The organism is Selenomonas sp. oral taxon 920, assembly GCF_001717585.1.
Classification (GTDB): Bacteria; Bacillota; Negativicutes; order Selenomonadales; family Selenomonadaceae; genus Centipeda.
On record NZ_CP017042.1, the window covers coordinates 2,190,272 to 2,212,290 of the forward strand.

The 22,019-nt window shown below is 59.3% G+C and carries 18 protein-coding genes and 1 tRNA gene; 1 reads left to right on the plus strand and 18 read right to left on the minus strand.

The window, feature by feature from the left end; translation table 11 throughout:
* Positions 1 to 10: 10 nt before the first annotated feature.
* From BCS37_RS10450 to BCS37_RS10530, 18 genes are all read right to left on the minus strand, one after another.
* Positions 11 to 86, minus strand: a tRNA-Asn gene (locus tag BCS37_RS10450).
* A 343-nt stretch (positions 87 to 429) separates the two neighbouring features.
* On the minus strand, positions 430 to 1,548 hold the full coding sequence (gene rpoD / locus BCS37_RS10455) for an RNA polymerase sigma factor RpoD (protein ID WP_069181371.1): 1,119 nt from the start codon (positions 1,546 to 1,548) through the stop codon (positions 430 to 432).
* 40 nt (positions 1,549 to 1,588) lie between these two features.
* Positions 1,589 to 2,731 carry an RNA polymerase sigma factor RpoD gene (gene rpoD, locus BCS37_RS10460; RefSeq protein ID WP_069181372.1) on the minus strand — a complete coding sequence of 381 codons (1,143 nt, stop codon included), beginning with the start codon at positions 2,729 to 2,731 and terminating at the stop codon, positions 1,589 to 1,591.
* Positions 2,732 to 2,824: 93 nt separating this feature from the next.
* Positions 2,825 to 4,606, minus strand: a complete 1,782-nt coding sequence (gene dnaG, locus BCS37_RS10465) for a DNA primase (RefSeq protein WP_069181373.1) — start codon at positions 4,604 to 4,606, stop codon at positions 2,825 to 2,827.
* A gap of 14 nt (positions 4,607 to 4,620) precedes the next feature.
* Complete coding sequence (locus tag BCS37_RS10470; protein ID WP_069181374.1) at positions 4,621 to 5,628, minus strand: deoxyguanosinetriphosphate triphosphohydrolase; 1,008 nt, start codon at positions 5,626 to 5,628, stop codon at positions 4,621 to 4,623.
* 20 nt (positions 5,629 to 5,648) lie between these two features.
* Entirely contained in the window at positions 5,649 to 6,032 is a 384-nt protein-coding gene (locus BCS37_RS10475) for a universal stress protein (protein ID WP_173862602.1), read from the minus strand.
* Positions 6,033 to 6,133: 101 nt separating this feature from the next.
* The gene (gene radC / locus BCS37_RS10480; protein ID WP_069181376.1) at positions 6,134 to 6,811 is read right to left on the minus strand and encodes a RadC family protein; all 678 of its coding nucleotides are present in this window, start codon (positions 6,809 to 6,811) and stop codon (positions 6,134 to 6,136) included.
* On the minus strand, positions 6,798 to 7,376 hold the full coding sequence (locus tag BCS37_RS10485) for a Maf family protein (RefSeq protein ID WP_069181377.1): 579 nt from the start codon (positions 7,374 to 7,376) through the stop codon (positions 6,798 to 6,800). The genes radC and BCS37_RS10485 overlap by 14 nt, the downstream gene beginning before the upstream one ends.
* Before the next feature lie 105 nt (positions 7,377 to 7,481).
* A complete protein-coding gene (locus BCS37_RS10490) occupies positions 7,482 to 8,759 on the minus strand; it encodes an SLC13 family permease (RefSeq protein ID WP_069181378.1) in 1,278 nt (425 codons plus the stop codon).
* Positions 8,760 to 8,957: 198 nt separating this feature from the next.
* Positions 8,958 to 9,083, minus strand: coding sequence for a secretion protein HlyD (locus BCS37_RS12295; protein ID WP_083205817.1), 126 nt, complete (start codon positions 9,081 to 9,083; stop codon positions 8,958 to 8,960).
* A gap of 37 nt (positions 9,084 to 9,120) precedes the next feature.
* Complete coding sequence (locus BCS37_RS10495) at positions 9,121 to 10,500, minus strand: DUF389 domain-containing protein (RefSeq protein WP_069181379.1); 1,380 nt, start codon at positions 10,498 to 10,500, stop codon at positions 9,121 to 9,123.
* Between the two features lie 18 nt (positions 10,501 to 10,518).
* Positions 10,519 to 13,008, minus strand: coding sequence for an excinuclease ABC subunit A (locus BCS37_RS10500; RefSeq protein WP_069181380.1), 2,490 nt, complete (start codon positions 13,006 to 13,008; stop codon positions 10,519 to 10,521).
* 185 nt (positions 13,009 to 13,193) lie between these two features.
* Positions 13,194 to 14,597: a glycoside hydrolase family 1 protein gene (locus tag BCS37_RS10505; protein ID WP_069181381.1), complete on the minus strand. Its 1,404-nt coding sequence runs from the start codon at positions 14,595 to 14,597 to the stop codon at positions 13,194 to 13,196.
* Positions 14,598 to 14,637: 40 nt separating this feature from the next.
* The gene (locus tag BCS37_RS10510) at positions 14,638 to 14,931 is read right to left on the minus strand and encodes a hypothetical protein (RefSeq protein ID WP_069181382.1); all 294 of its coding nucleotides are present in this window, start codon (positions 14,929 to 14,931) and stop codon (positions 14,638 to 14,640) included.
* A gap of 114 nt (positions 14,932 to 15,045) precedes the next feature.
* Positions 15,046 to 15,711: a respiratory nitrate reductase subunit gamma gene (gene narI, locus BCS37_RS10515; RefSeq protein WP_069181383.1), complete on the minus strand. Its 666-nt coding sequence runs from the start codon at positions 15,709 to 15,711 to the stop codon at positions 15,046 to 15,048.
* Positions 15,711 to 16,241, minus strand: a complete 531-nt coding sequence (gene narJ / locus BCS37_RS10520; RefSeq protein ID WP_069181384.1) for a nitrate reductase molybdenum cofactor assembly chaperone — start codon at positions 16,239 to 16,241, stop codon at positions 15,711 to 15,713. The genes narI and narJ overlap by 1 nt, the downstream gene beginning before the upstream one ends.
* Positions 16,241 to 17,662, minus strand: coding sequence for a nitrate reductase subunit beta (narH, locus tag BCS37_RS10525; RefSeq protein ID WP_069181385.1), 1,422 nt, complete (start codon positions 17,660 to 17,662; stop codon positions 16,241 to 16,243). The genes narJ and narH overlap by 1 nt, the downstream gene beginning before the upstream one ends.
* Complete coding sequence (locus BCS37_RS10530; protein WP_069181386.1) at positions 17,652 to 21,347, minus strand: nitrate reductase subunit alpha; 3,696 nt, start codon at positions 21,345 to 21,347, stop codon at positions 17,652 to 17,654. The genes narH and BCS37_RS10530 overlap by 11 nt, the downstream gene beginning before the upstream one ends.
* Before the next feature lie 217 nt (positions 21,348 to 21,564).
* Between BCS37_RS10530 and BCS37_RS10535 the strand changes: the two genes are divergently transcribed.
* Positions 21,565 to 21,987: a hypothetical protein gene (locus tag BCS37_RS10535; protein WP_069181387.1), complete on the plus strand. Its 423-nt coding sequence runs from the start codon at positions 21,565 to 21,567 to the stop codon at positions 21,985 to 21,987.
* Positions 21,988 to 22,019: the final 32 nt, after the last annotated feature.

Consider the following 22,019-nt stretch of genomic DNA (forward strand, 5'->3'; position numbering starts at 1 on the left):
AATGAACAAATGGCTCCTCGAACTGGACTCGAACCAGTGACATTCTGATTAACAGTCAGACGCTCTACCGACTGAGCTATCGAGGAATGTTTCGGACGTTGCTATTATAAGGGGAATACGCCGTCCTGTCAAGCAAAATGTTGCTTGTAGATAAGAAACATGCGGTTATAATCAAAACAGGCGCTGCCATGCGGTAGGCGGTCGATTCTTAGCCCCTGAGAGGGGGTTCGCTTATGGGCCCATACGAATTTCTTTCGCTGGTGTTCCTCGTTGCGATCTGTATCGTGATATCAAAAGCATAAGAAGCCCCGCCTCACAGTCTCCAAACGTTAGGCGGGGATCTTATTCCAAATAACTTTGGGGGCTGACCGTTTACCGGCAGCGCCCTTTTTGTATGCTTACTATACGATATTCAGCCCATTTCGTCAACTATTCCAGGAAGTCACGCAGCACCTTGCTTCGGCTCGGATGTCTGAGCTTCCTGAGGGCCTTCGCCTCGATCTGGCGGATGCGTTCGCGCGTCACACCGAAGCTCTGCCCGACCTCCTCAAGGGTGCGCGACCGCCCGTCCTCAAGTCCGAAGCGCAGACGCAGGACGTTCTTCTCGCGGTCGGTCAGCGTCTCGAGGACCTCCTCAAGCTGCTCGCGCAGGAGCATGAAGGACGCTGCCTCTGCGGGTGCGGGTGCCGCCTCGTCCTCGATGAAGTCGCCGAGGTGGGAGTCCTCCTCCTCACCGATCGGCGTTTCGAGAGAAACGGGCTCTTGTGCGATCTTCATGATCTCGTGCACACGCGCGACGCTGATGCCCATCTCCTTTGCGATCTCCTCGGGGCGCGGGTCGCGGCCCAGCTCCTGCAGGAGCTGACGAGAGATGCGGATGAGCTTGTTGATTGTCTCGACCATGTGCACGGGGATGCGGATGGTGCGCGCCTGATCGGCGATCGCACGCGTGATTGCCTGCCGTATCCACCACGTCGCGTAGGTGCTGAACTTGTACCCCTTACTGTAGTCAAATTTCTCGACCGCCTTCAGGAGGCCGAGGTTGCCCTCCTGGATGAGGTCGAGGAAGAGCATGCCGCGTCCGACGTAGCGCTTCGCGATGCTCACAACGAGACGCAGGTTCGCCTCCTCGAGGCGGTGCCGCGCGCTCTCGTCGCCCGCCTCCATGCGCTGGGCAAGTTCGACCTCCTCCTCTGCCGTAAGGAGCGGTACATGCCCGATCTCCTTCAGATACATCCGAACGGGATCATCGAGGGATATCCCCTCAGGAACGGTGAGGTCGATCTCGACTTCCTCTTCCTTCTCGGGGGGATCGTCGTCGACGGGTTCTTCCGCCGCCGCACTCGGCGCATCATCAACGATCTCAACGCCCTCGTCGCTGAACCGCTGGTACATATCGTCCATTTCGTCGGGGGACATATCCTGTTTTTGCAGTGCGTCAATGAGTTCGCCGTATGTCAGCGTGCCGCCGTTTTTCTTGCCTTTGGCAAGCAGGCGTTCAATGATGTCGGCGCTCGGTGCTTTTTTCTGCTCCGCCCCCACTGTCATAACGCTGTCCTCCTATCGTGTATTCGCAAGGCAACCTGCCTCAAAGGTCAATATTTCCCTGTAACTTGCGCAGACGCACGGGATGCCGAAGCTTCCTCAGCGCCTTTGCCTCAATCTGGCGGATGCGTTCGCGCGTCACGCCAAAGCTCTGTCCGACCTCTTCGAGTGTGCGCGACCGCCCATCCTCGAGTCCGAACCGCAGACGCAGCACCTCCGCCTCACGCGGAGCGAGCGTCTTGAGCACCTCCGAGATCTGTTCCTTGAGCAGCATCATCGATGCGGCATCCGCAGGGTCGAGTGCCGCCTCATCCTCGATGAAGTCGCCGAGGTGGGAGTCTTCCTCCTCACCGATCGGTGTTTCGAGGGATACGGGCTCCTGCGCGATCTTCATGATCTCGCGCACGCGTGCGGTGCTCAGCCCCATGTGCTTTGCCACCTCATCGGGTGTCGGATCGCGCCCGAGTTCCTGCAGCAGCTGCCGCGAGACGCGGATATACTTGTTGATCGTCTCCACCATGTGCACGGGGATGCGGATCGTACGTGCCTGATCGGCAATCGCACGCGTAATCGCCTGCCGAATCCACCACGTCGCATAGGTACTGAACTTATACCCCTTGCTGTAGTCGAACTTCTCGACTGCCTTCAGGAGTCCGAGGTTGCCCTCCTGGATGAGGTCGAGGAAGAGCATGCCGCGTCCGACGTAGCGCTTCGCGATGCTCACAACGAGGCGCAGGTTCGCCTCCTCGAGGCGATGCCGCGCCGTCATATCCCCCGCCTCCATGCGCCGCGCGAGGTCGACTTCCTCCTCTGCCGTCAAGAGAGGCACGCGTCCGATCTCCTTCAGATACATACGAACGGGATCGTCGAGTGCAACCCCCTCAGGAACGGAGAGATCGATCTCGATCTCCGCCTCTTCCTTGTCGAGTTCATCGACCGGTTCGAGCGCGTCGTCATCTGTCCCCTCGTCAACCACCGTATCATCCACAATCTCAATGTTGTCACTGCTGAGCCGCTGATAGAGCCCATCCATTGCATCGGGGGTTATGTTCCACGCGTCAAATGCCTCAATGAGTTCTCCGCAGGTCAGTGTCCCGCCGTTCGCTTTCCCCTTCGCCACAAGCTCGTCAAAATTTCCCGTCTCGCGCACATCTTCCCGTTCCATACGTACTGCTGCCGTTGCCATCGTGCCCCCTCCTTTCAGTTCGTAATATTATCTAATAAAATCTATTATTTAGCTTATCGTAGTAAATGAACGTGCTCTAAAGTCTCTTTTGAATTATTCGTTCAAATTTTCACGGGAGATCTCATCCTGTATTTTCTTCACTTCGTTTAATTCGTCAATGTATGCCGCTTTTCCTTCTTGCATCATCGCCTCGGCACGGCGCGTATGCCGTGCGAGCGCAGCGGTCAGATACGCCCGTCGGAGGGTTGCCAGCGCCCCCCGATAGGAGGCATCCGTCCGCCCCTCCTCGGCAAGGGTACGCATGAGCTCATCCCGCGCCGCTGTAGGCTGTTCGGCGATAAAGTCCGCATCCAGCGCACCGCCCGCCTGCAGATGTTCCGCCATCGCACCGAGAATTCCTCCGATGAGTTCATCAGGGAAATCCGTGCGCGGGATAAAAGATAAAATTTCAGTGAGAAGATCAGGAGTGTGCCAAGCTGCCGCGAGGAGCTCGCGTCCTGCGCGGCGCACAGCGTCGTCCGCCTGACGTAGGACAGGACGCTGCAGGTCAGCAGGAGCCGCAGGCTCTGCTCCGCCGCGCTGCAGAAATTTCCGCAGGGCATCCGCAACCACGCCCTCATCCAGAAAGAGTTCCGCCGCCGTCTGCCGCACATACGCGCCGCGCGCGACCGCATCCAGCTCTGCAAGCACGGGCAGCATCGCCTGAAGCGCCGCGTTCTGCCCCTCCACCCCGTCCGCCATATGGGTGCGCACGTGGCGCAGACGGAACGCCGGGACGGGCACCGCCGTCGCAACGAGCGCACGGAACGCCTCCGCGCCATGCGTGCGGACGTACTCATCGGGATCCTTGCCGTCCGGCAGGAGGAGCACGCGCACCTCAGCCGCGCGCCCGCGTACTGCTGCGAGAGCGCGCAGCGTCGCCTCCTGCCCTGCCGCATCGCTGTCGTAGCAAAAGACAATGCGCGGCGCACGGCGCAGGAGCAGCGCCGCATGTCCCTCCGTGAACGAGGTGCCGAGCGTTGCGACAACATTCGCCACGCCCGCCTCCCATGCGGCAATCGCATCCATATAGCCCTCGACTACGATCGCACAGCCCTCGCTCGCGATTGCACGATGCGCGCGGTCGAGGCCGTAGAGCAGTTTTCTCTTATTAAAAACGGGCGTCTCCGCCGTATTGAGGTACTTCGGCATGGCACCCTCGAGTGCACGCCCGCCGAAGCCGACGATGCGCCCGCGCTCATCCGCAATCGGGATAATGACACGGTTGCGGAAGCGGTCGTAGACACCGCCGCCGCGCTCGCGTTTCACGGCAAGCCCCGCCGTCACAAGGAGGTGCTCTGGAATGCCGCGCTTTCGGAAGGCGTCGGAAAGTTTTGCCCATGCATCGGGCGCAAACCCGATGCCGCAGCGTTCAATCGCAGCCTCCGTAATGCCGCGCCCCGCGAGATAGGCCCGCCCCGCCGCACCGTAATGCGTCATGGTGAGACAGTTGTGAAAGAAGTCACGTGCGAGCGCATTGACCTTGCGCAGATCGTCGAGTTCGCGCAGCCGTGCCTCCTCACGCGGGTCGCGCTTCTCTGCGGGCAGCGGGATGCCGAGCTGCTCCGCCTGCCGCTTGACCGCCTCGAACCATGTGATATGCTCGATGAGTGATATGAACTTGAACGCGTCGCCGCCCGCATGGCAGCCGAAACAGTAAAAGAAGCCGTCGGCCGGCACGACGGAGAACGACGCAGTTTTTTCGTTGTGGAAGGGGCAGCAGCCCCAATAGCGGCCGCCCTTGCGCTTCAGAGGAACATAGCCCTGCACGACGGCAAGGATGTCGGTCTGAGCGCGCACCTGCTGCACAAAGGCCTCCATCCTCGGGTCACGCATAATTTCTCCTTTTATTATATCGGCTTAATTGTCATCTGATCCACGGGCGGAATGTATATCTCGCGGAAGAGCGACACCGCAAAGCTGTCCGTCAGCCCCGCCACATAGTCCACCACGCACTGCTCACGCCCCCACTTCTCCTCGCGTGCAATAAACTCGGGCGGGAGCGTGTCGAAATACACGGTAAAGTGATCCATCAGCGCACGCAGGACAAACCCCGCCTGTGCGCGCTCGTGCGCGAGCGTCTTGGAGTGGTAGATGCGCTCGAACATGAACGCACGGAACGCATCCATCACACGCTGCACGGGCTCTGAGAGCGCCGCGTCGCCGCGCGCCTCCGAGGTGACGATCATATCGGACACCATGCTCGTGATCATCGCCGAGGTATCCGTGCCGAACGCATCCCGCACCTCGGCGGGGAGCTCAGCAGGCGTGAGGAGTCCCGCGCGAATGCTGTCGTCGTAGTCGTGACAGAGGTAGGCGATGCGGTCGGCGATGCGTACAATTCGCCCCTCGAACGTGGTCGGCATGCCCTTTCCCGTATGATTCAGGATGCCGTCGCGCACCTCCCCCGTCAGGTTCAGTCCGTGTCCGCCGCGCTCGAGAATCTCGACCATGCGCAGGCTCTGCTCGTTGTGCGCAAAATGCCCTGTGACTTCCTCCACGACCGCTTCGCCTGCGTGCCCGAACGGCGTGTGCCCGACATCGTGTCCGAGCGCAATTGCCTCCGTCAGGTCCTCATTCAGCATGAGCCCGCGCGCAATCGTCCGCGAGATCTGCGCGACCTCCAGGGTGTGCGTCATACGCGTGCGGTAGTGATCGCCCGCAACGATGTAGACTTGTGTCTTGTGCTTGAGCCGACGGAACGACTTCGAATGCAGAATGCGGTCGCGATCGCGCTGAAATTTCGTGCGGAAGGGGCACTCCTCCATCGGATGGCTGCGCTTTGCGCATGCGCTGCGTGCCGCCAACGGTGAGAGGAGTGCATCCTCCTGCGCCTCAAGCCGCTCTCGAACGGTCAAGGCCGCCACCTCCCGCCTGCTTACTTGATCACCATGACGGGGATCTTCGACTCCTCGATCACCTTCTGGCTGACGCTGCCGATGAGAACCCCCTTGAGGAGGCCGAGCCCGCGGCTTCCCATGATGATCATATCGCTCTGCTCCTCATCCGCAACTTCGAGGATGCTCTTTGCGATATGTCCGCTCTTGACGTGCTTGCGCGCCTTGCGGTCGCCCGGCAGCTTTTCCCAGATGCGTTCAAAGACGATATGGCTCGGGATATCCTTGTTGATGTTGCTCGCCACATAGACGAAGTCGAGCTCCGCATCGCATTTTTCCGCGATGAACAGCGCCTCGTCAACCGCCTTGCAGCCGCCCACCGATCCATCGACCGGAACAAGAATCTTCTTGATCTTGCTCATCATAATCCCTCCTAATCACGTTTTAACAAGACCATTTATAAGGTATCAGTATATTTCGATGATTGAAGGATAAAATCCTCTCTCCGCAAAAAAAAAGTATAAATCTACAGCATGCCTTCCTCGGAAAAACTAAAAAACGCCGCTCCCCCGAGGATCACATGATCCGTCACAGGGATGCCGAGGAGCGCCCCCGCCTCCCTGAGCACGCGCGTGATCCGATGATCCTCCGCACTTGGAACGGGATCGCCGCTCGGATGGTTATGTGCAAGGATAACGTGTGCCGCCCCGCAGCGGATCGCGGGCTCGAACACCTCACGCGGATGGACGAGCGTATTCGTGAGCGTGCCGACGGACACCTCCGCGACCATCAGCACCTCATTCTTCGAGCTGAGCGGCAGGACGAGGAAATGCTCGCGCTTCTCCGCTGTGAGACGCGGGCGCAGCAGCTCATACACATCCTCTGCCGCGTCGATGTGCGGGCGTCTCTTTGCCGTGCGCTGTGCACGTCGTCCGAGTTCAAGAGCTGCGAGCACTGTCGCCGCCTTTGCCATGCCGATGCCGGGGATGCGTGCGAACTCAGCTGGCGGCATCGCAAGAATCTCATGCAGCCCCGTCTCACGAAAGCGCGCGACAATGCCGCGCGCGAGCTCGAGCACGTTCTCTCCCGCGCGCCCTGTCCTGAGAAGAATCGCAAGCAGTTCCGCGTCACTCAGCGCCCCTGCACCGCGTTCGATCAGGCGCTCACGCGGCAGCTCACCTGCGGGCAGATCACGCAGATGCATCCTCGTCCTCCATCGCAACGCCCGCCTTGCGGGCGAGTGCCGCAGCCGCATGAAGCGGCAGCCCGACCACGTTTGAGAACGAGCCGCGCAGCTCCTCGATGTAGATTGCCGCGCGCCCCTGAATTGCATACGCGCCCGCCTTGCCCATCGGCTCGCCCGTCGCGACATAGGCGGCGATCTCCTTCTGCGTCAGGGGCGCAAAGCGCACAATCGTCTCCGCCGCATCCGTGTACGCACGGCCATCCACGACCCACGCGATCCCCGTGAGCACCGTATGTTCACGCCCCTCGAGTGCGGAGAGCATGTGACGTGCCTCGGCGGCATCCTGCGGCTTTCCGAACGACTGCCCGTTCAGCACGACGGTGGTATCCGCGCCGAGTACGGCATGCTCGGGGTACTCCTCCGCCACCTTGCGTGCCTTCATCAGCGCATTGCAGATCACTGTATCGCGCGGACGCTCCCCGTCCTTCACCTCATCCACGGCGGGCGTGATGGAGACAAATTGTGCCCCGATCTGCCGCAGAAGCGCACGCCTGCGCGGCGAGGCAGATGCCAGTATAAACATAGTTCCTCTCCAACTCAAAAAGGCACCGAAACTGTGTCGGTACCTTCCACAAATTTCTCTGTTAAATTTGATTCGCCCCCGTGCGGGCTTTTTCCTGCAAATAATTTATATCAAATAACGCACATACACATAGACCGTCGAGAGTACGATCGTCAGCAGCATGAGCGGGAATCCGATCTTAAAGTAGCGGATGAAGCTGATATGTACGCCGCGCTCCGCCGCCATACCCGCCACGATAAGGTTTGCCGATGCGCCGACGAGTGTACCGTTGCCGCCGAGACACGCGCCGAGCGCGAGCGACCACCAGAGCGGCTCGAGGTTTGTAATCCCCATTGCGCCCATATTTTGAATCAGCGGAATCATCGTCGCCACGAACGGAATGTTGTCAAGCACAGATGAGATGATCGCGCTCATCCAGAGGATCAGCAGCGCCGTCGCCGTCAGGTCACCCCCGGTTGCTTCTACCGCAGTTTCAGCCAGCTGTGCAATAATGCCAACCTCAATCAGCCCGCCGACCGCGATAAAGAGCCCGATGAAGAAGAAGATCGTCGGCCACTCGACAGAGTGCATCGCCTTCTCCACGAGATGCTCGCTGCCGCCCGCGAGAAGGAGCAGCAGGAATCCGCCCGTGAGTGCGATCAGCGAGGACTCGATGTGCGTAAAGGAGTGTGTGAAAAATCCGAGGATCGTCAGCCCGAGCACGAAGAGCGAACGCTTCAGCAGGCCGTGATCCGTGATTGCCGCCTTCTCGTCCATCTGCATCAACTCCGCCTGCAGTTCCGGCGTTGTGACGAGGCTCTTGCGATAGATCGCGGACATGATGAACATGACCACCACCATTGAGATGATCGCGATGGGCGCGAGATGTTCGATGAACATGACGAAAGTGAGTTCCTTCACCGCACTGCCGATCATGATGTTCGGCGGGTCGCCGATGAGCGTTGCCGTGCCGCCGATGTTCGACGCGATGATCTGTGTCAGAAGATACGGCATGGGGTCGAGCTTCAGAATCTTCGTGATGCTGAACGTCACAGGCACCATGAGGAGCACCGTGGTCACGTTGTCGAGGAACGCCGAGAACAGCGCCGTAATCAGACAGAGGTAGACGAGAATGCGGCGCGGCTCCGCCTTTGCGGATTTCGCAGCCTTGATCGCCACGTAGTCGAACAGCCCCGTCTCCTTCGTCACGCCGACGAGCACCATCATGCCGACGAGCAGTCCAAGCGTCTCAAAGTCCACATGATGCAGCGCAACCTCCTGCGAGAGGATGCCGAGCAGCATCATGAGCACCGCGCCGATCATCGCAGCAACCGTGCGGTGAATCTTTTCCGAGACGATCACCATATACATTACAACAAAAATAATCGCGGCCAACGTTTCCATTTAAGCGCCTCCTTTGTAACTAATTTGCACGGCGATATCACAGCCACCGCCGCGCACGACTTTGTTCATTTTATCACAAGGTTCAAAGGAGTGACAAGTTTTTTTCCGCGTACAATTTTTATATCTCTTTTTCAATTATTCTCGTTTATTGTTTCCAATTCGCCCACACGATGTGCATAGCGCGCGCTCAGCCACGGATTACGGAAGCACTGATAAATTCAGCACCGCCATCTTGACGCATCTTTTTCGCCCTCTCTTTGTCGACAAATCCTCCACATAGCTTTGGCTATGCGTCCGGTTTGTCTCCTTGACAGGACGAAAAATCTACGCCAATCTGAGGGTCTATTTTATCAGCGATTCCTTACAATCCCTTTTTTGCCTCTGCTGGCGGAACTTCGGGGAGGAAGTGCACCTCTACACGGTTCTTTGCTTTGTCCGAAATCCATTTGGTCAAGCGAGCACGCGACGCTTCGTCCATATCCGATTGCAGATATATGAACGCAATTTGCGTTTCACTCAGAGCAGCCGATTTATCTGCCGCCGGAGCAGGGGCTTGCACACTCCCGACGGCGATGCGGGAGATTTGCGGAAATACGATGCGTGCCTCACGGTTCCAGTCCAAGATGTAAGACCCCTTCTTCTCACTTTCCTCGCGGGCAGACTTGAGTGCGGTCACGGTCTGCTGCTCCTGCATAGAGGGAATGGCACTTTTGTCAACCTCGCTGAGTCTCTGATCGATCATCGCCTCCATCTTTTCCCGCTCTTCCGCCGTTTCGGCAGAAAAGACCTCCAACTGGAACGGCCTGAGGTATTTCTTTTCATGCAGCTTCTCCGTCAATGCCGTCAAATCATCCTCCGATATTCCGGCAATCGTAAACACTGTCAGCATTTTCTTCTCGTTATCCAAAGTATAGGAGATTGCCAGACGAGGTGGTGCTTTGAAATTCTCCTCGATATAAATCTTCGCCTGCTCGTTCTCCAGATTTTCCTGCACGCTCTGATACGCAAAGAAACAGCTGGGCAGCGTGATAAGCACTGCAAAGGCCATCAGGTAGTGTTTCTGTCTTGAAAATTCCACGGAGTTGCGCTCTATCTTGGAGGGAATGTCAATGATTTTCAGGACGATGAATGCCGTCAGACAGATAAAGAAGCTGTTGATAAAGAACAGGTAGAGTGCACCCACGGTGTACGCCATAACGCCCGTTGCAATGCCATATCCTGCGGTGCAGAGAGGAGGCATCAGAGCTGTTGCAATCGCAACACCAGGGATGACATTCCCGCCCTCTTTGCGGGTTACACCGATGATGCCTGCGAGGCCGCCAAAGACCGCGATCAAAACGTCCCAAATGGCCGGCGATGTCCGTGCAAGCAGTTCCGACGTGGGTTTATCGATCGGTGTGAGGAAAAAATAAAGCGTCGATGCAGCAACCGAAATGATCACTTGGGCGAGCAGCCTTCCTGCACTGGAACGAATGTATGTGCTGTCATAACGGGCAAGCCCATAGCCAATTCCAAGGATCGACCCCATCAGCGGAGAGATCAGCATCGCGCCGATAATGACCGCCGTGCTGTTCATATTGAGACCGATGGAGGCAATGAAGATCGCCAATATCAGGACACTGAGATTCGTCCCCCGAAACTGCACGCCGGCATTGACCCGTTCTGTAATTTCCTGTACCGAAGCAGTGTCGCCGCGCAAATCAAAAAAATCTTTTAGCTTATCCCAAATCAAACAAATCATCTCCTTCGACAGAACGGCTCAAAGATACCGTCCCGTGACACTTTTGGGTTCCTTCCGGATATCCGCATGCGTACCGCAGGCAACGATCTCGCCTCCCTCTTCGCCGCCGCCGGGCCCCATGTCGAGAATGTAGTCGGCATTGCGTATAACGTCGAGGTCATGCTCGATGACGATGACGGTCGCACCGCTCGCCATGAGCGTTTGGAACACACCGAGCAGAGTCTCTACATCGAGCGGATGCAGACCGATTGTCGGCTCATCGAAGACGAATACAGAGCCCTCCTGCCCCCTGCCCATATCGCTCGCGAGCTTCAGACGCTGCGCCTCGCCGCCCGAGAGCCCGGGCGTCGCCTCACCGAGCGTCAGATATCCGAGCCCGAGATCGTGCAGGATCTGAAGGCGCCGCTGCACCGTTTTCAAATCACAGCAAACCGCCAGTGCTTCGTCAACGCTCAGGGACATCAACGCGGGGAGCGAGCACGGCTGCTTCCCCTTGCGCGGCACACGAAGAATCTCGGCAGCTTCCTTGCGGTATCGAGAGCCGCCGCAGTCGGGGCAGTCGATCGTGACATCGGGCAGAAATTGGACATCGAGGCTGATCGAGCCGGTTCCGTCGCAGGTCGGACAGCGAAGTTTTCCCGTATTATAGGAAAACTCCCCGGCCTTATACCCGTTCTCCTTTGCTGCCGGCGTACGCGCATAAAGTTTTCGCAGCTCATCGTGCACGTTCGCGTAGGTAGCAACGGTCGAGCGCACGTTGGCGCCAATCGGTACAGCGTCGATCAACCGCACCTGCCGCACACCGTCGGCGGCAATCGACCGGACATGCGCGGGCAGCGATGTCCTGCCGAGCTGTGCTTCCAGTGCCGGAATCAGGCTTTCCAGAATGAGCGTCGTCTTGCCCGAGCCAGAAACACCGGTCACAACACTCAGCCGTCCCTGCGGAAACACGGCGGAGAGCGGCTTCACCGTATGAATCTGCTCTGTCTTGAGCACAATCCGCCCATGCTTGAACATGTCCTCGACCGCCGCAGGTGTATGAACCTGCACCTTTTTCCTGCCGTCAAGAAAACCACCGATGCGTGAGTTCGCACTTTTTTTCATCTCTGCAAGTGTTCCCTGCGCGATGATCGTACCGCCGCCTGCGCCCGCCTCCGGCCCGAGCTCGATGAAATGATCTGCGCTGCGCAGAATCTGCACATCGTGATCGACGAGGACGATGGAGTTCCCGTCGGACATAAGCTCCCGCATGACGTTCAGCAGTCCATCAATGTTCGAGGGATGGAGTCCGATGGACGGCTCGTCAAGAACGTAGAGCACGCCCGTTGTCCGATTGCGCACGGCACGCGCGAGCTGCATACGCTGCCGCTCCCCCGTCGAGAGCGTCGAGGCCGCGCGGTCGAGCGTGAGGTAGCCAAGTCCAAGCTCCATGAGGCGCGCCGCCGTATGCCGGAAACTCTCACAGATGCTTTCCGCCATCGGAATCATATCCCGCGGCATAGCCTTTGGAACATCTGCGATCCACGCCGCAAGTTCCGTCAGCGTCATCCTGCAGACATCCGGCAGAGAGAGTTCTGCGAGGCGCGGCGCACGTGCGGCATCCGAGAGGCGTGTGCCGTGACAAGCCGGACAGATTTCTTGGCGCAGGAATTTTTCCACACGCTTCATTCCCTTTTCATCCTTGACCTTCGCGAGCGCATTTTCTACGGTATAAATTGCATTGAAGTAGGTGAAGTCCATCTCCCCCGCCGCACCGGTCTTTTGGATCTGATAGACCAGATGCACCTTGTCGGGAGGTCCGTGAAAGACGATCTCCTTTTCCTGCGCAGTCAGTTCGCGAAACGGCACATCCGTCCGCACGCCGAGTTTCTGCGCGATCTCCTTCATCAGAGACCACATGAGCGTCTGCCACGGCAGCACTGCCCCATCGTCGATCGAGAGGGAGTCGTCGGGCACGAGCGTCGATTCGTCAACGACGCGGACAACGCCGGTACCTCCGCACGCCTCACAGGCACCGCCGCTGTTGAACGCGAGTTCCTCCGCACCCGGTGCATAGAAATGTACGCCGCACGTCGGGCAGACGATCTCCTGTTCCGCCGCCACCTTGCGCGTCGGCGCTGCATAGTGACCGTTCGGGCAGCGATGGCTCGCCAGACGCGAAAACATCAGACGTACGACGTTCAGCAGCTCCGTAGACGTGCCGAACGTGCTGCGCATTCCGGGCACGCCGGGGCGCTGATGCAGTGCAAGCGCCGCAGGGATGTAGCGCACCTCATCGACGCATGCCTTCTCTGCCTGTGTCATGCGCCGCCTCGTATACGTCGACAACGCCTCGAGATAGCGGCGCGAGCCCTCGGCGTAGAGCACGCCCAGTGCGAGCGAGGACTTTCCCGAGCCGGAGACCCCCGCAATACCCACAATCTTATGAAGCGGAATATCGACAGATATATTTTTCAAATTGTGAACGCGCGCTCCGCGGACTTCAATCGCCATCGGCTGCTTTTCCATTGCCGCACATCTCCTCTCCTTCTTTGTGCCGTCGAGATCATCATGCAGTCTCACCGCACATACGCAAGCAGCGCCTTCCTCGGCATTTCAAACAGAAGAAAATTGTTTCAGGTCTCCTGATAATATAAGCCTCGTTTTCGTACAAAAAAGCAGAACATGAACCTCCTCATGCTCTGCTGTTCGATTCACCACTTCAAACATTCCCCGTTCGTCGCGATCACGTCCTTATACCAGTGAAACGACTTCTTGCGGTATCGTGCGAGCGTTCCCGACCCGTCGTCATTGCGGTCGACGTAGATGAAGCCGTACCGCTTTGACATCTGCGCCGTCGACGCGCTCACGAGGTCGATGCAGCCCCACGTCGTATAGCCCATGACGGGCACGCCGTCGGCGATTGCCTCCGCGACCTGCACGAGATGATCGTTCAGATAGTCGATGCGGTAGTCGTCCGCGACCGTCCTGCCGCCCGCCCCGTCCGCGACGAGCACATCCTTCGCCCCAAGGCCGTTCTCGACGATAAAGAGCGGCTTTTGCCAGCGGTCATAATAGCGATTGAGCACATAGCGCAGCCCCTGCGGGTCGATCTGCCAGCCCCATTCGCTAGCCTTTAGATACGGGTTCTTCTTCCCGCCGAGGAGATTGCCGCCGCCCGCCGTTCCGCCCGCACCCTCGCAGATGCTGACGTAGTAGCTGAACGAGACGAAGTCCACTGTATGTTCCCGCAGCAGCCGCAGCTCCTCCTGTGTCGCGCGGATCTCGATGCCGTTCTCGCGGAAGTAGCGTTTCATATAGCCGGGGTAAATGCCGCGTACGTGCATATCGCCGAAGAAGTCGTTGAAGTGCTCCGCCCGCATGACGGCGATCATATCGTCGGGCGCGGGGGTCAGCGGATAGGTCGGCATCGCGAGAATCATACAGCCGATCTGTGCCTCGGGGATGATCTCATGCCCGATCTTCGTCGCAAGCGCCGAGGCGACGAACTCATGGTGACACGCTTGATAGAGGTCTTGGAGCGACAGCTCCGCCTTCGGCGTCATGATGCCGCCCGAGAGCAGCGGCTCATGGAGTACGGAGTTGATCTCGTTGAACGTCAGCCAGTATTTTACTTTATCCCGATAGCGCGTGAAGATCGTCCGCACATACCGCTCGTAGAAGCCGATGAGGTCGTGACTCATCCAGCCGTTGTATGTTTTCGCAAGGTGAAGCGGCGTCTCATAGTGCGAGATTGTCACGAGCGGCTCGATGCCGTATTTCCGGCACTCGTCGAAGAGATTATCGTAGAACTGCAGCCCCGCCTCGTTCGGCTCGGCATCGTCCCCGTTCGGGTAGATGCGGCTCCACGCAATTGACGTGCGGAACACCTTGAACCCCATCTCGGCAAAGAGGGCAATGTCCCCCTTGTACCGATGGTAGAAGTCAATCGCCGTGAGTTTCAGATTGTCCGCCGTTGGCTCCTGCGTCGGTGCGCCCGTGATGCCGCGCGGCATGATGTCCTGTATGTCGAGTCCCTTGCCGTCCGCATTGTACGCGCCCTCACACTGATTCGCCGCGACTGCACCGCCCCAGAGAAATTCCTTTGGGAATGCCATATCGTGCTCCTTTGCCGCTCGATGACAGCACGCGTCTGTATTACGCCAGTTCGATGCCGTTGTCCTGCGCGAGCTTGCGGATGATCGGTTCGGGCAGCTCCGCCGCCTTCGCAACAACGGCAGGCTGTGAGCCCGCACGCAGGAGGTTCAGCGCAACGCTGATCACGCCCTGCTTGCGCCCTCGGAACTCACCCTCGCTGATGCCCTCCGCCTTGCCCGCCTCTTTTCCTTTCTCCCATGCCGCCATGAGGTCCGCCTCATAGCCCGCACGCATTACCTCTACGCGCTGCGCACTCATCGAACGAATCAATTCTCCCACATTTGTCTCGCTCATCGCTCGTCCCATCCTTTCTGCTCTCCCAATAGTCCTTTTTATTATAGATAATTCTTCCGCATTGGTCAAATAAAAGAATGCCGCCGCATTCCTGCAGCGACATTCGGGACAATCTTACTTCTTCCGATAGATGATCGGACTGCGCACGAGATATTCGAACGGTGCGCTGAGGCAGTGGACGAGGCGCGAGAACGGGAAGAGGAACGCCACCGCCATCCACGAGAACATATGGATGCGGAACATGAGCGGCACATTCTCCATATAGCTGATCTCAGGGCTGAGCATGAGTACGGAGCGGAACCACGGCGAAATCGTCTCGCGGTAGTCGAAGCCGCCCTGCACAGCGTTCAGCGTCGTGGACGCACAGCCGGAGAAGATCGCAAGGAAGAGGAATAAGTAGAGCCACTTGTCCATCGTCGACGTGTTGACCGCCATGCGATCCTTGCCGAAGCGGCGGATGAGAAGCAGAATGAAGCCCCCGAAGAAGAGCACTCCTGCGGGTGCGCCGCCGCCGAGCGCAATCATGTGGTAGAGATGCTCGTTGATCCCCGCCGCCTCGGTCATGAACTTCGGGATGAGCACACCGATGACGTGCCCGCCGAATGCCATGACAAGACCGAGGTGGAACATCGGCCCCGCGATCTTCAGGTCGCTCTTGGAGAGAAACTGACTGGACTTCGTCGTCCAGTTCCGCTCAAAGACGGTGTAGCGCACAATCGTCCCCACGATGAGGAACGTGAACGCGATGTAGGGCAGGACGCCCCAAACAAATTGTTTCATTATGCTGTCCTCCCTTCGAGTCCTGCCGCCTCCGTGAGTACGACATCGAGGAGAAATGCGTAGGGCAGCTTCGCCTCGATCAGACGGTCGCGCAGGAGTTCCAGTTTCGGACGCACCTCGGTCAGGATGTGCAGCGACTCACGCTCGGGCACTGCTGCCGCGAGTTCGAGGATCGCGGGCAGGTAGTCGGGCAGCTCGTGATTGAGGTCATAGCCCGCATCGAGGAAGAGCTGCTTGTACGCGAGCATCTCCTCGGACTGCTTGCCGAAATCCGTACGGTTGTGCGTCGTGAGATAGAGGTTCGTGTTCTGCGAGAAGTCAAAGGCACGCACATAGGCATCCTCGAACTCCTGCGGGTCGCTCTCCCCGATGTAGCCGAAGAACTCCTCGAACACCTCGCGCGACTGCGGACGTTCGACATCTGCGACCACCGCCGCGTGGGTGGGAACGCCCTCCCACCACTCTGCCGAGGGGTACTCGAACAGGTAGGAGGTGAGAAGGAGCGGTGTCTGAATGCGGTTCGTATCCATCAGCAGCACCCTCCGGGACAGGCATAGCCGACCGAGCCCTGCAGCTCGCGCAGCTTCTCATGCGTGACATCCTGCAGTCCTGCGGGGATGTTGAAGCGGTCGCGGCGCTTGGCAATGCCGAGCAGGCGGTACATCGCCTCGTAGGTCTCAAGGTCATGCGTGAGGTTCTCCGGCAGTTCCTCGCCCGTCTGCTTTGTCCGCATGACGGCGCGCAGCTCGAGCAGGACGCGCAGCACGCGCTCGATCGCGGCCTCATCGCCCGCCGTCAGCAGCTGTGCGAGGTAGGCGACGGGGATGCGCATCTCCGCCGCACCCGGGAAGAACACCTTCTCCTCCACGCGCCGCGCAATCGGGCTGAGGGGTGGTACATACCAGACGTTCGGCAGCGTGCGGTACTCCGGATGGAGTGGGAACGCAAGCTGCCACTCGGCGATCAGCTTGTACGAGGGTGAGTTCTGCGCCGCACGGATCCAGCGGTCGGGGATGCCCGCCGCCTGTGCCGCCTTCACGGTCTCGGGATCGTTCGGGTCGCAGAGCGCACCGAGGTAACTCTTGTAGATATCCTTCGGATCGGGCGTGGATGCTGCGGTCTTGACCTTGTCCGCATCGTAGAGCAGGACACCGATATAGCGCATACGCCCGACGCAGCCGTCGCTGCACACGGTCGGCAGACCGTTCTCAAGACGAGGGAAGCAGAACGTGCACTTCTCCGCCTTGTTCGTCTCCCAGTTGTAGTAGATCTTCTTGTACGGGCAGGACGGAACGCAGTGCCGCCAGCCGCGGCAGCCGTCCTGCGAGATGAGCACCACACCGTCCTCGTCGCGCTTGTAGATCGCGCCCGAGGGGCACGCGGCGACACACGCGGGGTTCAGGCAGTGGTTGCAGAGACGCGGCAGGTGCTTCATGAAGATGTCGTGGAACTCGAGCGTGATCTCCTGTTCCATCTTGCTGAGGTTGTAATCCTTGCGCGCGGACTGTCCGTCGGCGAGGTCATCCTCCCAGTTCGGTCCCCACTTGATCTCCATGCGCTTCTGCGTAATCAGCGAGCGCGGGCGTGCGACGGGCTGATGATTGCGCCGCTTCGTGTGGATCAGCGTCTCATAGTCGTATGTCCACGGCTCATAGTAGTCGTCCATCTCGGGCTGCTGCGGATGGTAGAACAGCTTCGCCAGGCGCGTCATCATGCCGCCCGTTTTGAGGCTCAGCTGACCGTCCTTCAGCTCCCAGCCGCCCTTCCACTTCTCCTGGTTCTCCCACTGCTTCGGGTATCCGATGCCGGGTTTCGTTTCGACGTTGTTGAAATACATATACTCCGCGCCGCGTCGGTTCGTCCAGACGTTCTTGCAGAGGATGGAGCACGTGTGACAGCCAATGCACTTGTCCAGATTCATGACCATCGCAATCTGCGCTTTAATCTTCAAGCCAATCTACCTCCTCCATGCGCCGCACGACGACGTACGAGTCGCGCTGATTGCCCGTCGGGCCGTAGTAGTTGAAACCGTAGCTGAGCTGCCCGTAGCCGCCGATGAGGTGGGTGGGCTTGATGTGAATGTGTGTCGGCGTATTGTGCGTGCCCGCGCGCGTGCCCGAGATCTTCGAGCCCGGCACATTGATGTGGCGATCCTGTGCGTGGTGCATAAAGACACTGCCCTGCGGGAGGCGCGGCGAGACAACGACGCGCGAGGCGACGACACCGTTGCGGTTGTAGAGCTCGATCCAGTCGTTGTCCTTCACACCGATCTCCGCCGCGTCCTTCTCGCTCATCCATACGCTCTGTCCGCCGCGGAACATCGTGAGCATCTGCTGCGCGTCGAAGTACATGCTGTGTGTGCTCCACTTGTTGTGGGGCGTGAGGTACTTCAGCGTGATTTCCTTCTGCGTGCCGTTCAGCGACTTGTTCATCGGACGGAAGTCGAGGATCGGACGGTAGACCGCCTGTGCCTCGCCGAACTCGCGCATGACCTCGTGGTCCATGTAGAAATGCTGCCGCCCTGTCAGTGTGCGGAACGGGATCAGCTCCTCCACGTTGTTCGTAAAGGGCGTGTAGCGGCGGTTCTGGTTGCTGCCCGTAAAGGTCGGCGCGGTGATCGTCTCACGCGGCTGCGCGATGACCTGATCGTAAGTAAACCGCTCGTCCTCGCGATCCTTCGCGAGCTTCACGAGGTTGTCGAGACCCGTGCGCTTCTCGACCGCCTCCCATGCGCGGACAGCCGTCCTGCCGCAGGTGGTCGGGGACATTCCAAGCACTGCATCAATCGCCTGCCGCGCCTCATAGATCGAGGGGCAGCCGTAGGACACATAGTCCTTGTTCTGGATGATGCCGTTGCGCCGGCGGATCTCCTCGTAGTCCTCCGCCGAGTCCCACGTATTGCCGTGGCTCGCCGTCTTGCCGCCCGCATTCGGGCCGAGCGCGATCCACTTCTCATAGAGCTTCGTATAGTCAATCGTATTCGATGCGATGTTGGGCATGGTCTTGCCGGGGATCGGCTCGCACTCGCCCTTGCTCCAGTCACGCACGACACCGTCCGGCTGTGCCAGCTCCGCCTCGCTGTCGTGGCCGAGCGGGGTCGCGGCGATGTTCGTGTACGGCGTGAGCTTTGCGTCCTTTGCCACCTCAGACACCGCCTGTGCCAGTGTGCGGTAGATGTCCCAGTCCGTACGCGACTCCCAGAGCGGGTCGACCGCAGGCTGGAAGGGATGGACAAACGGGTGCATATCCGTCGATGAGAGGTCGGTTTTCTCGTACCAGGTCGCCGTCGGCAGCACGATGTCGGAGTACAACGCGTTGCCCGCCATACGGAAATCGAGCGAAACGAGGAGGTCGAGCTTGCCCTCGAGCGCACCGCCCGGCTTCTCCAGCTCCTCCTTCTCGCGCCACTTGACCTCCTGCGGGTGCGTCGCACAGTCCTCCTCCTGGAAGATGCTGTTCTCCGTGCCGAGGAGATACTTGAGGAAGTAGTCATTGCCCTTCGCGGACGAGCCGAGCAGGTTGCAGCGCCAGACAAAGAGGTTGCGCGGGAAGTTCTCGGGTGCATCGGGGTCTTCCCATGCGAATTTCAGCGACTTGTCCTTGAGACTCTTGACGATGTACTCCTTGATGCCGTCCGCGCCCTCGAAGCCCGCCGCCTTTGCATCCGCTGCGAGGTCGTTCGAGCCGCGGTTGAACGTCGGATAGGACGGTGCCCAGCCCAGACGCGCCGCCATAACGGCATAGTCCGCCGCGTGGCTGTAGCGTGCGTTTTCATTCGCCGCCGTCAGCGCGTCCGTCTGGATCTCGTCGCTGCGCCACTGGTCGGTCGCAAAGTAGTAGAACGAGGTCGAGTTGAGCAGCTTCGGCGGACCCTGCCAGTCCGAGCCGCTCATAATGCGCGCCCAGCCCTCATTCGGGCGCAGTTTCTCCTGTCCGACGTAGTGTGCCCAGCCGCCGCCGTTGCGCCCCTCGCAGCCCGTGAAGAGCAGGAGATTGATGATCGTGCGGTAGACCGCATCCGCGTGGAACCAGTGGTTGATGCCGCCGCCCATGATAATCATGGTGCGGCCGTTCGTCTTGATGGCGTTGTCCGCAATCTCGCGCGCCGTCTTGATGACGAGATCGGGCGAAATGCCCGTGTACTTCTCCTGCCATGCGGGCGTGTACGGCGTGTCGTCCTCGTACGAGCCCGCGCTCTCGCCGCCAATGCCGCGATCGATCGCATAGTTCGCAAGCGTGAGATCGTAGACCGTCGTCACGAGCACCTCGCCCGCCGCCGTCTTCACCCTGCGCACGGGCAGAGCACGCGTCAGTGTGCGCTCCCTGCGGTCGTTGCCAAAGTACGGCAGCTGCACCTCCACCGTCCCCGTCTTGTCGTCCCAGACGGAGAGGCGCGGGCAGATCTCCGCGCCCGTGTCGCGGTTCTCCTCGCGGATGTTCCACTTCTCCTGTGTACTCCAACGCTCACCGAGCGTGCCGTTCGGAATGAGGATCTCGCCCGTCTTGTCGTCCACGACGTAGTAACGGAAGTCGGAATGCTTTTCATCGCGTCCCATGTCACGCGCGGAAAGCATACGCCCGGGGATGTAAGTGCCGTCCTCTTTCTTCTCGATGCGCACGAGGAACGGGAAATCCGTATACTTCCGCGTATACTCGAGGAAGAACGGCGTTGTCTTGTCAACATAGTATTCTTTGAGAATGACGTGCCCCATCGCCATCGCCATTGCGGAGTCGCTGCCGACCTTGAGCGAGATCCACGTATCGGCGAACATCGAGGACTCTGCATAGTCAGGCGCAATCGACACGACCTTTGTGCCCTTGTAGCGCACCTCCGCCATGAAATGCGCGTCCGGCGTGCGCGTGAGCGGTACGTTCGAGCCCCATGTGATGAGGTAGCCCGCATTGTACCAGTCGCTCGACTCTGGCACGTCCGTCTGCTCGCCCCAGATCTGCGGGCTCGCGGGCGGCAGATCGGCGTACCAGTCGTAGAACGAGAGGCCGACGCCGCCCATCAGCTGCATAAAGCGGATGCCCGCCGCATAGCTCAGCATCGACATCGCCGGGATAACGGAGAAGCCGAAGATACGGTCGGAGCCGTAGGTGTACGCCGTGTAGAGCACGGAGGCGGCGATCAGCTCGCTGACCTCCTGCCAATTCGAGCGCACAAAGCCGCCCATGCCGCGCGCCTGCTTGTACTTCTTTTTCTTCGCGGGATCGGAGGCAATGCTCTTCCACGCCTCGTACGCATTCGGATGCGCCGCACGCGCCTCACGCCAAAGAGCCGCGAGTTCCCCGCGCATATACGGGTACTTCACGCGGTGCGGACTGTAGAGATACCACGAGAACGTCGTCCCGCGCGGACAGCCGCGCGGCTCGAAGTCCGGCATGTCCGGTGCCGTCTCGGGATAGTCCGTCGCCTGATTCTCCCACGCCACAATGCCGTTCTTGACGTGGACATTCCAGCTGCACGAGCCCGTGCAGTTGACCCCGTGCGTCGTGCGGACGGTCTTGTCGAACGACCAGCGGTCGCGGTACATATTCTCCCATGTGCGCCCGCCCTCATGCATCTCGGCATGACCGCCTGCAAGTTCTGACGTAGGAATCAGATACTTGAACTTTTTGAAGATACTGCTCACGCCTTCACCCCTCCAACAATTCTTTTTCATGAAAAAGACTTATATACACGATATAATTTTACTATAACGGCGTTTGCCCCGCTGTGAGCAAAATCACAGTTCTATAAAATTTTATAATCGAAAATTATTCTTTCTATTAACTCTTACTATCGTGTACGGCATACGAAATTATGCTACAATAAGGCTCTGTGAGAATACGGTGCAAAGGAGCAGCATTATGCAGGTACAGGTGAACGTAAAGCGCATCGGGAAGCGAAGAAACGCGATCGAGACGAAACCGTATGAGATCGGTGCGGTGCGCAGCATTGGCGGGCTGATTGCGGCGTTCGTCACGGCGGAGGTTGCGCGGTTCAACGAACGGGCGACGGCGGGCGAGACGGTGCTCCGCTATCTGACGAGCGAGGAGATCACGGATGCCGCCACGGTCGGCAAGGTCGGGTTCGGCGCGGACTACAACGGGCAGGTGCAGGATCTCACGGCGGCGATCGAGAACGCGCGTCAGTCGTTCGAGGACGGCATCTACCGCATCTTCATCAACGGCGATGAAGTGGGGGGCACGCTCGACACGCCTGTCATGCTCCGAGAAAACGATGAGATCACCTTTGTCCGCCTGACAATGCTCGCAGGACGTATGTGGTAGGGCTATGGCAACTGTTACGGATTGGCGATGCG

Excerpts from the sequence above, each read along its gene's own strand:
- narI (WP_069181383.1), bottom strand. The coding sequence starts at position 15,711 with ATGAAACAATTTGTTTGGGGCGTCCTGCCCTACATCGCGTTCACGTTC.
- BCS37_RS10485 (WP_069181377.1), bottom strand. The coding sequence starts at position 7,376 with ATGTTTATACTGGCATCTGCCTCGCCGCGCAGGCGTGCGCTTCTGCGG.
- BCS37_RS10505 (WP_069181381.1), bottom strand. The coding sequence starts at position 14,597 with ATGGCATTCCCAAAGGAATTTCTCTGGGGCGGTGCAGTCGCGGCGAAT.
- rpoD (WP_069181371.1), bottom strand. The coding sequence starts at position 1,548 with ATGACAGTGGGGGCGGAGCAGAAAAAAGCACCGAGCGCCGACATCATT.
- BCS37_RS10495 (WP_069181379.1), bottom strand. The coding sequence starts at position 10,500 with ATGATTTGTTTGATTTGGGATAAGCTAAAAGATTTTTTTGATTTGCGC.
- BCS37_RS10510 (WP_069181382.1), bottom strand. The coding sequence starts at position 14,931 with ATGAGCGAGACAAATGTGGGAGAATTGATTCGTTCGATGAGTGCGCAG.
- narJ (WP_069181384.1), bottom strand. The coding sequence starts at position 16,241 with ATGGATACGAACCGCATTCAGACACCGCTCCTTCTCACCTCCTACCTG.
- rpoD (WP_069181372.1), bottom strand. The coding sequence starts at position 2,731 with ATGGCAACGGCAGCAGTACGTATGGAACGGGAAGATGTGCGCGAGACG.
- dnaG (WP_069181373.1), bottom strand. The coding sequence starts at position 4,606 with ATGCGTGACCCGAGGATGGAGGCCTTTGTGCAGCAGGTGCGCGCTCAG.
- BCS37_RS10475 (WP_173862602.1), bottom strand. The coding sequence starts at position 6,032 with ATGATGAGCAAGATCAAGAAGATTCTTGTTCCGGTCGATGGATCGGTG.
- BCS37_RS10490 (WP_069181378.1), bottom strand. The coding sequence starts at position 8,759 with ATGGAAACGTTGGCCGCGATTATTTTTGTTGTAATGTATATGGTGATC.
- BCS37_RS10535 (WP_069181387.1), top strand. The coding sequence starts at position 21,565 with ATGCAGGTACAGGTGAACGTAAAGCGCATCGGGAAGCGAAGAAACGCG.
- BCS37_RS10500 (WP_069181380.1), bottom strand. The coding sequence starts at position 13,008 with ATGGAAAAGCAGCCGATGGCGATTGAAGTCCGCGGAGCGCGCGTTCAC.
- radC (WP_069181376.1), bottom strand. The coding sequence starts at position 6,811 with ATGCATCTGCGTGATCTGCCCGCAGGTGAGCTGCCGCGTGAGCGCCTG.